Origin of the sequence: Flavobacterium sp. 103, assembly GCF_003096795.1 — a bacterium.
Taxonomy (GTDB): Bacteria; Bacteroidota; Bacteroidia; order Flavobacteriales; family Flavobacteriaceae; genus Flavobacterium.
Genome location: NZ_QENX01000001.1, coordinates 2,597,578 through 2,610,830, shown reverse-complemented (window position 1 = coordinate 2,610,830; position 13,253 = coordinate 2,597,578). Strand labels below are relative to the sequence as shown.

At 38.7% G+C, this 13,253-nt stretch carries 7 protein-coding genes, 2 tRNA genes and 3 rRNA genes; 1 reads left to right on the top strand and 11 read right to left on the bottom strand.

The annotated features are described in order from the left end of the window. Window positions 1-458 precede the first annotated feature (458 nt). From C8C85_RS10675 to C8C85_RS10640, 8 genes are all read right to left on the bottom strand, one after another. Window positions 459-863 carry a secretion protein gene (locus C8C85_RS10675; protein ID WP_116796936.1) on the bottom strand — a complete coding sequence of 135 codons (405 nt, stop codon included), beginning with the start codon at window positions 861-863 and terminating at the stop codon, window positions 459-461. Between the two features lie 258 nt (window positions 864-1,121). Then, a 5S ribosomal RNA gene (gene rrf, locus C8C85_RS10670) occupies window positions 1,122-1,231 on the bottom strand. A 176-nt stretch (window positions 1,232-1,407) separates the two neighbouring features. Beyond that, window positions 1,408-4,293 (bottom strand): 23S ribosomal RNA (locus C8C85_RS10665). Between the two features lie 126 nt (window positions 4,294-4,419). Then, window positions 4,420-4,493, bottom strand: a tRNA-Ala gene (locus C8C85_RS10660). A 147-nt stretch (window positions 4,494-4,640) separates the two neighbouring features. Beyond that, window positions 4,641-4,714, bottom strand: a tRNA-Ile gene (locus tag C8C85_RS10655). Window positions 4,715-4,901: 187 nt separating this feature from the next. Beyond that, a 16S ribosomal RNA gene (locus C8C85_RS10650) occupies window positions 4,902-6,415 on the bottom strand. Together the 16S, 23S and 5S rRNA genes with 2 tRNA genes alongside form the textbook arrangement of a ribosomal RNA operon. A gap of 863 nt (window positions 6,416-7,278) precedes the next feature. Beyond that, window positions 7,279-8,514, bottom strand: a complete 1,236-nt coding sequence (locus C8C85_RS10645; RefSeq protein WP_116797057.1) for an ABC transporter permease — start codon at window positions 8,512-8,514, stop codon at window positions 7,279-7,281. Window positions 8,515-8,621: 107 nt separating this feature from the next. Continuing rightward, entirely contained in the window at window positions 8,622-9,116 is a 495-nt protein-coding gene (locus tag C8C85_RS10640) for a YkgJ family cysteine cluster protein (protein ID WP_116797056.1), read from the bottom strand. Window positions 9,117-9,190: 74 nt separating this feature from the next. Here C8C85_RS10640 and C8C85_RS10635 point away from each other — a divergent pair, with 74 nt between their 5' ends. Further along, the gene (locus C8C85_RS10635; protein ID WP_116798456.1) at window positions 9,191-9,898 is read left to right on the top strand and encodes a class I SAM-dependent methyltransferase; all 708 of its coding nucleotides are present in this window, start codon (window positions 9,191-9,193) and stop codon (window positions 9,896-9,898) included. Window positions 9,899-9,985: 87 nt separating this feature from the next. On the opposite strand, the gene C8C85_RS10630 is transcribed toward C8C85_RS10635, so the two are convergent. From C8C85_RS10630 to C8C85_RS10620, 3 genes are all read right to left on the bottom strand, one after another. Then, window positions 9,986-10,384 (bottom strand): energy transducer TonB, encoded by a 399-nt coding sequence (locus C8C85_RS10630; RefSeq protein ID WP_116797055.1) that lies wholly within the window; start codon window positions 10,382-10,384, stop codon window positions 9,986-9,988. Between the two features lie 389 nt (window positions 10,385-10,773). Further along, window positions 10,774-11,406 (bottom strand): 7-carboxy-7-deazaguanine synthase QueE, encoded by a 633-nt coding sequence (locus C8C85_RS10625; protein ID WP_116797054.1) that lies wholly within the window; start codon window positions 11,404-11,406, stop codon window positions 10,774-10,776. A 162-nt stretch (window positions 11,407-11,568) separates the two neighbouring features. Further along, window positions 11,569-13,242 (bottom strand): tetratricopeptide repeat protein, encoded by a 1,674-nt coding sequence (locus C8C85_RS10620; protein WP_116797053.1) that lies wholly within the window; start codon window positions 13,240-13,242, stop codon window positions 11,569-11,571. Window positions 13,243-13,253: the final 11 nt, after the last annotated feature.

Genomic DNA, 13,253 nt, shown 5'->3' with positions numbered 1-13,253 from the left:
ACTTGATTCAATATTTAAAAATCCCGTCCGGTTTAAAACTAGACGGGCTTTTTTTTGCAAAAGAAATCTCCATTACGTCCGTTTCACATTTTAAAAATAAAGACGATAAAAGCCAAAAATAAAAATTGGTACAAGAATTCATTTCTTTATTAACTTATCTTAAAAAGGCCAAAAACTAAATTATTCTCCATATTAAGATTACATTCTCCTCTCCATAATGGCATGTCCCTGCGGGTCGGGCTGTCCATTGTATTCCCGATTAACAAAAACTACGGCAGAAAAGCCTTGTTTTTCTAAATCGGGAGATGCCATTCCCATCCCTCATGCAATCACGTTTCCATAACCGTATTTAGTATTTAATGATTAAATTTAGTATTGTCCTATAAACAAAAAAAAGCCCCAAAGAGGAGCCGTTTTTATAATTTCGAAGTAAGCACTTTTTTTTAAAAATAACCCAATTAATTCACCGTGGCTACATTTTGGTTCTTCATTTTCAGATCCCCTTTGTACACCTCGGCCACTGATTTTCTCGATAGTGTAGAAACCTCATTGGTGATCACAATCTCGTGCGTCACTTTCTTCAGATTGGTTTCCACTTCCAGGAAATAAACCCCGTCAGGAAACTCCTCAAGGCTGTAGGTTTTCAAAATCCCCCCTTTTCCCGTGGCAGTCTCAGAATAGATTACATTGTGGAATTTATCGTAGATCGTTACATTGGCCTTCTGAATCTCATTTACCGAAAAACTAATTTCTTTACCCGTTCCTTTTTTTACATTAAGTAAAAAATCACCATCGATTGCATAAGTACTCATCGTGGTCATTGCCACCAATACTACCAGACTAAGTTTTAAAATCGCTTTCATAATACTGTTGTTTTAAATTAGTAATAATTTCTATTGCTAAAGTAGTATCATAATTCTGTTTAAAACACAACTGCATTTTCCGATACAAATGCTATTTTAACCTTACGAAAACGATATATTACATATTAAGACAATTTTGAATCTACCTAGGGTGATTTTGAATAGTTTTTAAAATTGCTATTTTTATAAAATCCGCTAAAAACCTAAAACTTTTATAAAACAAAAAACCCCGTTTCTTTCGAAACAGGGTTTAGTAAAAAAAGGCAGCGACATACTCTCCCACATAACTGCAGTACCATCTGCGCAGGCGGGCTTAACTACTCTGTTCGGGATGGGAAGAGGTGAGCCCCGCCGCAATAACCACCTTAAGTCGTTAGTTGCTTTGGACAACTTTTTTAATTAATAATTAGCTTCGCTCCGTTCGGCTTTCGCCTCGGGTGATCATTAACCATTAATAATTAAAATAATATCTTAACATACTGAGATAAAGAACATAAAAAGTATTAGAAAGTTTCTCCCCCCGACTTGCATCGGGGGAAAAGGTGTACATAAGCTTACGGGTTATTAGTACTACTCGACTATGACATTACTGCCTTTACATCTATAGCCTATCAACGTGGTCATCTCCCACGACCCTTAAAAGAAATCTCATCTTGTGGTGGGTTTCGCGCTTATATGCTTTCAGCGCTTATCCCTTCCCAACGTAGCTACTCTGCGGTGCCCCTGGCGGGACAACAGATACACTAGAGGTTAGTCCAATTCGGTCCTCTCGTACTAGAATCAGATCCACTCAAATTTCTTGCGCCCACAGTAGATAGAGACCGAACTGTCTCACGACGTTCTGAACCCAGCTCGCGTGCCACTTTAATGGGCGAACAGCCCAACCCTTGGGACCTTCTCCAGCCCCAGGATGTGACGAGCCGACATCGAGGTGCCAAACCCCCCCGTCGATATGAGCTCTTGGGGGAGATCAGCCTGTTATCCCCGGCGTACCTTTTATCCTTTGAGCGATGGCCCTTCCATGCGGAACCACCGGATCACTATGCTCTACTTTCGTACCTGATCGACCTGTATGTCTCTCAGTCAAGCTCCCTTATGCCATTGCACTCTACGCACGGTTACCAAGCGTACTGAGGGAACCTTTAGAAGCCTCCGTTACTCTTTTGGAGGCGACCACCCCAGTCAAACTACCCACCAAGCAATGTCCCCCGAATTTCGGGGTTAGGCCTCAGATAAACAAAGGGTTGTATTTCAACAATGACTCCACAACGCCTGGCGACGCCACTTCACAGTCTCCAACCTATCCTACACATCATTTATCCAAGGTCAATACTAAGCTATAGTAAAGGTGCACAGGGTCTTTTCGTCCCACTGCGGGTAAACGGCATCTTCACCGTTACTACAATTTCACCGAGCTCATGGCTGAGACAGTGTCCAGATCGTTACACCATTCGTGCAGGTCGGAACTTACCCGACAAGGAATTTCGCTACCTTAGGACCGTTATAGTTACGGCCGCCGTTTACTGGGGCTTCAATTCAATGCTTCTCCGAAGATAACATCTCCTCTTAACCTTCCAGCACCGGGCAGGTGTCAGGCCCTATACTTCATCTTACGATTTTGCAGAGCCCTGTGTTTTTGATAAACAGTCGCCTGGACCTCTTCACTGCGGCCTCTGATTACTCAGAGGCGACCCTTCTCCCGAAGTTACGGGTCTATTTTGCCTAATTCCTTAGCCATGAATCTCTCGAGCACCTTAGGATTCTCTCCTCGACTACCTGTGTCGGTTTGCGGTACGGGTACTAATTACCTGAAGTTTAGAGGTTTTTCTTGGAAGCCCTTAGGCGCACTATCTCTTTGTCCGAAGACTCCGAGTACTATCGTATTTCCCCAAGCCGCGTGGATTTGCCTGCGCAGCTTATAGGTAGGTACTTCAACGAACTATTCCGTCAGTTCGCGGCGCTTTCATCACTCCGTCACCCCATCACAGTAATCAGTAGTACGGGAATATTAACCCGTTGTCCATCGACTGTCCCTTTCGGGTTCGCCTTAGGTCCCGACTAACCCACAGCTGATTAGCATAGCTGTGGAAACCTTAGTCTTTCGGTGTGCGGGTTTCTCGCCCGCATTATCGTTACTTATGCCTACATTTTCTTTTCTAACCAGTCCAGCATGCCTTACGACACACCTTCAACCCTGTTAGAATGCTCCCCTACCACTTAGAGTAAACTCTAAATCCATAGCTTCGGTAATATGTTTATGCCCGATTATTATCCATGCTCGTCCGCTCGACTAGTGAGCTGTTACGCACTCTTTAAATGAATGGCTGCTTCCAAGCCAACATCCTAGCTGTCTGGGCAGACAAACCTCGTTCTTTCAACTTAACATATATTTGGGGACCTTAGCTGATGGTCTGGGTTCTTTCCCTCTCGGACTTGGACCTTAGCACCCAAGCCCTCACTGCACGGAAACATTATATAGCATTCGGAGTTTGTCAGGAATTGGTAGGCGGTGAAGCCCCCGCATCCAATCAGTAGCTCTACCTCTATATAACTTTGCGCCGTGCGCTGCACCTAAATGCATTTCGGGGAGTACGAGCTATTTCCGAGTTTGATTGGCCTTTCACCCCTACCCACAGGTCATCCGAAGACTTTTCAACGTCAACCGGTTCGGACCTCCACACTGTGTTACCAGCGCTTCATCCTGCCCATGGGTAGATCACACGGTTTCGCGTCTAACACTACTGACTAAAGCGCCCTATTCAGACTCGCTTTCGCTACGGATCCGTGGCTTAACCACTTATCCTTGCCAGCAACGTTAACTCGTAGGCTCATTATGCAAAAGGCACGCCGTCACCCCACGAAAGGGCTCCGACCGCTTGTAAGCGTATGGTTTCAGGATCTATTTCACTCCGTTATTCACGGTTCTTTTCACCTTTCCCTCACGGTACTGGTTCACTATCGGTCTCTCAGGAGTATTTAGCCTTAGCGGATGGTCCCGCCAAATTCAGACAGGGTTTCACGTGCCCCGCCCTACTCAGGATACCACTATCTATTACACTTATTACTTATACGAGGCTATCACTCTCTTTGGCTCTACTTTCCAGTAGATTCTAATTCTTTGTGCATAAAATGTCGTGGTCCTACAACCCCAGCATTGCCGTAACAACACTGGTTTGGGCTAATCCGCGTTCGCTCGCCACTACTTACGGAATCACTTTTGTTTTCTTCTCCTCCGCCTACTTAGATGTTTCAGTTCAGCGGGTTTGCCCACCTATCGGTGTACTATGTCTTCAACATAGTGGGTTGCCCCATTCAGGTATTTACGGATCATATCGTGTGTGCCAATCCCCGTAACTTTTCGCAGCTTATCACGCCTTTCATCGCCTCTGAGAGCCTAGGCATCCCCCATACGCCCTTATTTTGCTTATTGTACCAATCGTAAAATCAATTACGACCGTTTTTTTTCGTTTTCTCTAATAAATTAGAAAAAACTGCTTTCTACTTTTTATTATTTCTTATCTCAATATGTCAATGAACTTTTATCCTTTCGGATCTGTGGAGAATAACGGAGTCGAACCGTTGACCTCCTGCGTGCAAGGCAGGCGCTCTAGCCAGCTGAGCTAATCCCCCAATTTAATTATGAATTGTGAATTATGAATTAGGAATTATTGTAATTCGTAATCTTCAACCCTAGAATTTCCTTTCAATCTGTTTCTATGAACGTTTTTTTCAATTCGTAATTCGTAATTCGTCATTTACAAATTCGTAACTGTTTTGTTGTCTCGGACAGACTCGAACTGTCGACCCCTACATTATCAGTGTAGTACTCTAACCAGCTGAGCTACGAGACATCAGTATTGTAGATTTTTGATTTTAGAATAACGATTTTAGATTTAAATCTGCAATCGAAAATCATTAATCAACAATCTTAAATTATTTAAATTAACAGCAAGAGTAATATAATCTTTGTTTTTGTAACCAATAGTTCTTTTCGTCTTCTTTCCTCAGCGTGTATTGCTACTAACACTAAGGCTCTAGAAAGGAGGTGTTCCAGCCGCACCTTCCGGTACGGCTACCTTGTTACGACTTAGCCCTAGTTACCAGTTTTACCCTAGGCAGCTCCTTGCGGTCACCGACTTCAGGCACCCCCAGCTTCCATGGCTTGACGGGCGGTGTGTACAAGGCCCGGGAACGTATTCACCGGATCATGGCTGATATCCGATTACTAGCGATTCCAGCTTCACGGAGTCGAGTTGCAGACTCCGATCCGAACTGTGACCGGTTTTGTAGATTCGCTCCTGGTCGCCCAGTGGCTGCTCTCTGTACCGGCCATTGTAGCACGTGTGTAGCCCAAGGCGTAAGGGCCGTGATGATTTGACGTCATCCCCACCTTCCTCACAGTTTGCACTGGCAGTCTCGTTAGAGTTCCCGACATGACTCGCTGGCAACTAACAACAGGGGTTGCGCTCGTTATAGGACTTAACCTGACACCTCACGGCACGAGCTGACGACAACCATGCAGCACCTTGTAAATTGTCTTGCGAAAAGTCTGTTTCCAAACCGGTCAATCTACATTTAAGCCTTGGTAAGGTTCCTCGCGTATCATCGAATTAAACCACATGCTCCACCGCTTGTGCGGGCCCCCGTCAATTCCTTTGAGTTTCATTCTTGCGAACGTACTCCCCAGGTGGGATACTTATCACTTTCGCTTAGCCACTGAGATCGCTCCCAACAGCTAGTATCCATCGTTTACGGCGTGGACTACCAGGGTATCTAATCCTGTTCGCTACCCACGCTTTCGTCCATCAGCGTCAATCCATTAGTAGTAACCTGCCTTCGCAATTGGTATTCCATGTAATCTCTAAGCATTTCACCGCTACACTACATATTCTAGTTACTTCCTAATAATTCAAGTCTGGCAGTATCAATGGCCGTTCCACCGTTGAGCGATGGGCTTTCACCACTGACTTACCAAACCGCCTACGGACCCTTTAAACCCAATGATTCCGGATAACGCTTGGATCCTCCGTATTACCGCGGCTGCTGGCACGGAGTTAGCCGATCCTTATTCTCACAGTACCGTCAAGACGCTACACGTAGCGTTGTTTCTTCCTGTGCAAAAGCAGTTTACAATCCATAGGACCGTCATCCTGCACGCGGCATGGCTGGATCAGGCTTGCGCCCATTGTCCAATATTCCTCACTGCTGCCTCCCGTAGGAGTCTGGTCCGTGTCTCAGTACCAGTGTGGGGGATCTCCCTCTCAGGACCCCTACCCATCGTAGCCTTGGTAAGCCGTTACCTTACCAACTAGCTAATGGGACGCATGCTCATCTTTTACCGTTGTGACTTTAATGTGAAAATGATGCCATTCTCACATACTATGAGGTATTAATCCAAATTTCTCTGGGCTATCCCTCTGTAAAAGGTAGATTGCATACGCGTTACGCACCCGTGCGCCGGTCTCTTGGTCCGAAAACCAATACCCCTCGACTTGCATGTGTTAAGCCTGCCGCTAGCGTTCATCCTGAGCCAGGATCAAACTCTTCATCGTATATTATGCGAGATCATAAATGATCTCTGTTTTTATTTGACTGAAGTTCTAGTGGTTCTTTATTCAAATCTTCCGATTCTATTACTCTTATTCTTTTTGTTCTTATCTTTCGATAAAAACGGCTGTCAATTCAATATGTCTAGGAACGTGTTCTTCTTGTTTTTTCGTCTCGTTTAACTCACATTGTATGTCTCTCGAAGCGGGTGCAAAAGTAGTTATTCTTTTTTAACTGGCAAGTAAATTTTGAAGTTTTTTTTGAAAAATTTATTTTTCGTTTTCTTCTCTATTTCTTGTCAATCTTTCAAGGAACGTTACGCGTTTTGCGGGGTGCAAAAATAGCTTACGTTTTTAAATCTCACAAGCTTTTTTAAATCTTTTTTGAAAATAAATTTTCGTTTCGATTTCTTCAGGCTTGTCAGGATTTCTAAGAACGTCTGCGTTGTTGCGGGTGCAAAAGTAGCTCCTTTATTCGTGCAAACAATGGCTTTTTTAACCTTTTTTTAAAGTATTTTTTAATCCGCTGGTATGTTGGTATTTATGAAATGGCTTTTTTGAGGTTTTGACATTTCAGCCCCTTCCCTTTATCCTTTTTTTGAGATTTTATCAGTATTTCTGGGCTTTGGTTGATTTTTTTAATGCCAAATTGAACACTGACGATAGCAATTCGTCTGAGCGATGAGGAGATTTTCGAGGATTTGTTTCCGGATCTTTCTCTCCTATATATAAGGTGTCATTTATTGATTTCTTTCTAATGAAAAACCCAAGCCCTAGCCCCGATAGAAGCGAAAATCCTTATAAGCCGGGGTTCGGCTTATAAGATTGTAGCGGATAGCGGGATTAAGCTCCTGAGTATTTGGAGGAATTTAATCGAAACGAATCGCTTTTACAGGGGAAATTTTGGTAATTATGTACGATGGAATTAACAATACCAATGCACAAATCGTAATTGTAAGCAGATTTAAAGCCAAGATGTACCCCAGATTAAGATACACAGGTGCTTGATTAACATAATAGTTTTCAGGATTGAGCTGTATAATTCCGAAATGCTGCTGAATTAACAGCAAAGAGATTCCAATTAAATTACCCCAAAACAAACCTCTTACTATAAGGTAAAATGCATTGTAAAGGAATATTTTTCTAACAGACCAATTGTTAGCTCCTAGTGCTTTTAGAATTCCGATCATTTGAGTTCGCTCCAGGATGAGTACCAACAAGGCAACAACCATATTTATCGTTGCGACGAGTATCATTACGACTAATATCACAATAATATTGAAATCGAAAAGTTGCAACCACTCGAATATGTAACTGTATTTCTCAATAATTGTTTTGCTATCCAGAGTTGAAGACGTCTTTTTATATACTTGATCCCCGGTTTCTTTTATTTTATTGAAATCCTTTACGAAAACTTCAAAAGCCCCAATTTGATTTGGATTCCATTTATTGATTCGCTGTATGTGTCGAATATCACCTATAATATACGTAGCGTCGAATTGCTGAAATCCTGAATTAAAAATCCCAGCTATTTTGAATCTTCGAACATTCGGTAATTGATTTTGATCTTCTTTAATAAAGAACGTATTGAAGGAGTCACCTACTTTTAAATTCAGTCGATTGGCTAGAAATTGAGAAATCACCACTTCTTGAGTGACATTCTTAGAAAAATTTGGCAATTTTCCCGAAACGATATACTCTTTTATATTCCCCCATTGATAATCATTGCCAACCCCTTTGAAAATTATTCCCTCAAACGCAGTTTCGGTTCTGATTATTCCCGCTTTACTCGCTATTGCCTGAATATGACCTACTCCAGGAACAGAATTGAAATTTGGATAAAAGTCTTGATTTTTTTCAATGGGTAGTAATGTAATCTCTGACTGATTATTATCGTAGTTTGAAATTATGATATGACCGTTGAAAGCGGCTATCTTTTCCCTTATTTTATTTTGCAGACCAATCCCGGTAGCAACTGAGACAATCATCATAATCATACCAATTGCAATTGCCGAAATTGCAATGTTTATTATAGGTGCCGATATACTGCTTTTATAATCTTTGGCAGTAATAAGTCTTTTGGCAATAAAATATTCTAAATTCAAATTGATTTATTTTGAGGAACTGAACAAATATACATAAAGTTTCATTTAATGTTTTGTTACTCGATTTGGTTAACTTCAAATTGGCAATGTTTACAGAAAGCAATCTATTAAAGTGGTAATCTTTTTTTCATCTCTTCCACAATATTGAAAGCAGCTGGACAAATTGCAACATTCTTAAGTGTTAAATCAGTAATTTGCTGAAACTTTTTACGATCAGTATGTGGAAATTCTCTACAGGCTTTTGGACGCACATCATATATCATACAAGCATTTTCATTATCCAAAAAAGTACAAGGAACACTTTGCAACACATAATCTTTATCTTCATCGACACGCAAATATTGCTCGATAAACTGTTGTGGTTTTTGCCTCAAATACTTAGAAATTCGTTCAATATCAGCCAAAGTAAATAATGGCCCAGTCGTTTTACAACAATTGGCACATTTTAAACAATCGGTTTTTTTGAATTCGGCATCGTGAATATCCTGCATTACGTAGTCCAAATTCTTGGGCGTTTTCTTTTTTAGCTTATCAAAATACTTTTTGTTTTCGATATGCTTATCTTTGGCTAGTTTTCCTAATTCGTTTAAAGCTGGTTTCAAATTTGAAATTTGTTGATGATTTCGCAAAAGTACTAAACTTTAAACTCGGAAATTTAAACTTGAAACTAAATTTTATGAAAGACCTTTTCGGAAAAGCCATACTTGACTATCAAACTAACAACCAGCCCGAGGATTTAATTACGGAAACATCCATTTCTGAAGAAGACGAAATGAGCGTTGCCTATCTTTTCAGAAACTATGACGAAATGCCAAGCATTGAACAAAAAGCAATGCAATTAGCTAAAGGAAAAATACTCGATGTAGGGTGCGGAGCCGGTAGCCATAGCCTGACTTTACAAAATGACAGGAATCTTGATGTCGTTTCAATTGATATTTCAGAAAATGCAATTCAAACCTGCAAACTTCGCGGATTGAAAAATGCAAGAGTTCAAGACATAATGACATTGGAAAACGAAAAATTCGATACCATTTTATTACTAATGAATGGCACGGGAATCTTTGGGAAACTAAAAGAAACTCCCGTTTTTTTGCAAAAATTAAAAAGTCTTTTAAATCCTAGCGGGCAAATCCTCATCGATTCTTCAGACATCATATATATGTTTGACGAAGATGAAGACGGAGGCAAATGGATTCCATCAGAAAATGAATATTACGGGGAAACTATCTTTAATATTACGTACAAAGGCGAAAAAGAAGTTCCTTTAGATTGGCTCTTCTTAGATTACAACACCCTTCAAAATGCGGCATTCGCCAATGGGCTTCAGTGCGAATTAGTTCTAGAGGGGGAACATTATGATTATTTAGCCCGCCTTTCAATCTAAATCAAAAATAGCAATTGAAAAAAAAAACCAAATGCTTAAAAACATTTGGTTTTTGAAAAAATAATTATTCTTTATGCTTTATCCCTTTTATCCTTGACTAGCAATTTTTATAGGCAACTCATACAAAACCCGAACTTTTTTACCTCTAGTCTCACCTGATGTCCATCGAGGAGATGAAGAAATTACTCGCTTAGCTTCAGCTCCAGTTCCTTCGCCAAGATCTTTTACAACTTTCACATTAGTAATAGATCCATCAATTTCTATAATGAAAGCAATTTTTAAAGTACCACCGTTTCCTTCGTAATCTGGTATTTTAAAATTTTTGCCAATAAAATTCAGCAACTCATTATTTCCACCAGGAAATTCTGGTCTAACCTCTACTTCGTCATAATTATAGGGAGCATCATCAATAATAGTAGCTGTTGCTTGAGCTGAGGCAAAACTCACAATAAACAACGCAATTAGCGAAAGTAAAATTCTTTTCATGTGGTATTTTTTATTTATGAATGTTTACAAAAAACAAATCATAGTAGGTTTTAGTAAATATATAAAAAAATACGCTTATAAAAACCAAATACGCAAAAATATATGATCAAAATTATCATATAATCACGAATAAAATCCAACTTACTGCATCAGAGTACGTTATTTATTTCTTTGATAAAATCAGAATAAAATATTTATAAGAAAAATTAGCTGCAGCTATAAGTAGCTACAGGCCAAGTATTAAGTATTTTTTTACATCATCTAAAAAAAAATGCCGCAAATAAATATCCCTATCTATATTATGATCTCAAAAACGCAAAACCATTACTAATATTCGTAAAAATTAGATAAAACAAAGACAGGTTAAAAATTGAAAATCTCAATTTAATTTATGGAATATTTAAATATTTATGAGTTTGAAGTGAAACACGCCATTTTGGATTGTTCATAACATATTCAACAATTAAGGGAGTCATTTCTTCTTTTTTACTCCATTCCGGCTGGAGAAAAAGAATAGCTTTTGAATTCACTTTTTCAGCTTGTTCTTCTGCAAAAACAAAATCATGCTTATTGTAAATGATAACTTTAAGTTCATCTGCATTATCATAAACTGTTTGGGTTGGTAATTTATTTTTCTTTGGTGAAAGACAAATCCAATCCCAGGTTCCGCTTAAAGGATATGCTCCTGAAGTTTCTATATGAACTTTTAAATTATTATGCTTCAACTTTTGCGTCAAAGGAGCCATATCCCACATTAAAGGTTCACCTCCTGTAATAACAATCGTATCTGCATACTTGGCAGCGTTATCAACTATTAAATCAATTTTAGTAGGAGGATGCAATTCTGCATTCCAACTCTCCTTAACATCGCACCAATGACAACCAACATCACATCCCCCAACTCTAATAAAATATGCAGCAGTACCTGTATGGAAACCTTCCCCTTGAATTGTATAAAATTCTTCCATAAGAGGAAGCATGGTTCCTTTATTGACTTCTAATTGAACTTCTTTAGATAACATTATATAAATTTAAGCTACAAAGATAAGCAATTAAAAGAAATCTCAAGAAAGGACGACATATAAGAGCTTTGTGTTTTATCCTAAAAATATCAAAACAAATCCGCTAAAACAAAAAAAAGACAATCATTTCTGATTGTCTTTTTTAAATATTTGAAAAAATCTTTATTTTAAAGACTTCAATGAATCAAGCGCATATTGATTAGCCGGATCCAAAGCTAAAGTTTTATTGAAATACTCGATTGCTTTAGCTTTATCAGTATTTGCATAACTAGCAGCAGAAGTATTATAACTTTCAATTATTTTTTTAACAGTTGCAGGTTTTGCCAATTCTTCAGGTCCTTTCTCTGTAACCACATTTACATAATCATTATAGTATTTAATTGTCATTTCATCGTTCTCCAATAAACTATTCGTTCTTGCTCTATACAAATAAGCGTCCTGTGTTTTTGGTGATGCTTCAATAACAGCGCCGTAAGCTATATCAGCTCTTTGTAAAGCTATTGGATCTGGTTTTACAATATCCTTTCTTGTATTGTCAAAATACAAGCTATTTCCTAAATAAAAATTATCCAAAACATAGTTTTTAGACTCTTTATTAGCTACAGCTATTTCATAAATGGCAGCGGCTTGTTTGAATAACTTTAACTCATACAATTTTTTCCCAACATCACTGATATTTAATGATAATCCATTAGCATCCATTTCAGACGCTTTTTTAACATCTAGAATTGCATTATCAAACAAAGCATTATCAATAGCTTTACCATCTTCTCCAACGGCCTTTTTTATTTTAGCAAACCCCAATGTTTGATAATCCATAGCAATAATTTTATTCGCAGGATTAGCGATAAAACCTTCTAAAGATTTGATAGCAACATCATAATTACCATTCTGATAAGCTGAAATTCCTAAGTAACGAAGAATTCTAGGATTCACTTTATCCAATTCAATCATCTTATTAGCCTCAGTTTCCAAAGCTTTATACTCACCCGCAAGAACTAAAAAATCGGCATGACGCATTCTTGAGTTAAGAGAATAGTCAGTTAAAGACAAGTATTTTTCATAATTTACTAAAGCTTTATCCACATAAACTCTATATTTAGAAGGTTCGTTTCTTCCCCATAAATAATAAGTTTCAGCCAATTCACGATAAACTGGACCATAGTTTGGATTAATAGCGATTACTTCATCAAAAGCTTTTATCGCTTCTGTATATGCTTTCGCTCCTTTCAACAATACACCCAATTGCATTTTAGCTCTAATCAAAGTGTTGTCAATTGTATAAGCGTTTCGGTAAGCCGAATACGCTTCATTTTGGTTTTTATCACCAAAATATGCATTCCCTAGTGCCAAATTCAATTGAGCATCCTGAGGGTTTATCAATTTCGCTTTGTTTAAAACTTCAATCGCTTTTTTATAATCTGGTTTTAAAGAATATGTATAAGCTCTACCTATAAATAAATATTCTTCAATATCCTTCTTTTTCAAATCTTTAGTAGCTAAAGCAAATTTTTCTTCAGCGGCAGCAGTATTCCCATTATCAAGATCAATTAAACCAAAACCAATATTATTCAATTTTGCTCCTTCAGTACCAGCTAACCCTTTTTGATAATATATTTTAGCAGAATCTATATTATTTTGCAACATATAAACATTCCCTAAATAAAATGCTGCCGTACCATTGGCTGGTTTTGCATTTATTATAGACTTTAAAATAGTTTTCGCACTTTCAAATTGTTCAGCATCAATTGCTTTTTTTGCTTGATTAAGGTCTTGCGCTCGGCTTGTTGCCACGATAGCCAATAAAGCAATACTTAAAACTTTAACTTTGTTCATCTTCATTAAAT

Coding starts and splice junctions, on each gene's coding strand:
- C8C85_RS10675 (WP_116796936.1), bottom strand. CDS start 863: ATGAAAGCGATTTTAAAACTTAGTCTGGTAGTATTGGTGGCAATGACC.
- C8C85_RS10635 (WP_116798456.1), top strand. CDS start 9,191: ATGAAAGACCTTTTCGGAAAAGCCATACTTGACTATCAAACTAACAAC.
- C8C85_RS10630 (WP_116797055.1), bottom strand. CDS start 10,384: ATGAAAAGAATTTTACTTTCGCTAATTGCGTTGTTTATTGTGAGTTTT.
- C8C85_RS10625 (WP_116797054.1), bottom strand. CDS start 11,406: ATGTTATCTAAAGAAGTTCAATTAGAAGTCAATAAAGGAACCATGCTT.
- C8C85_RS10620 (WP_116797053.1), bottom strand. CDS start 13,242: ATGAACAAAGTTAAAGTTTTAAGTATTGCTTTATTGGCTATCGTGGCA.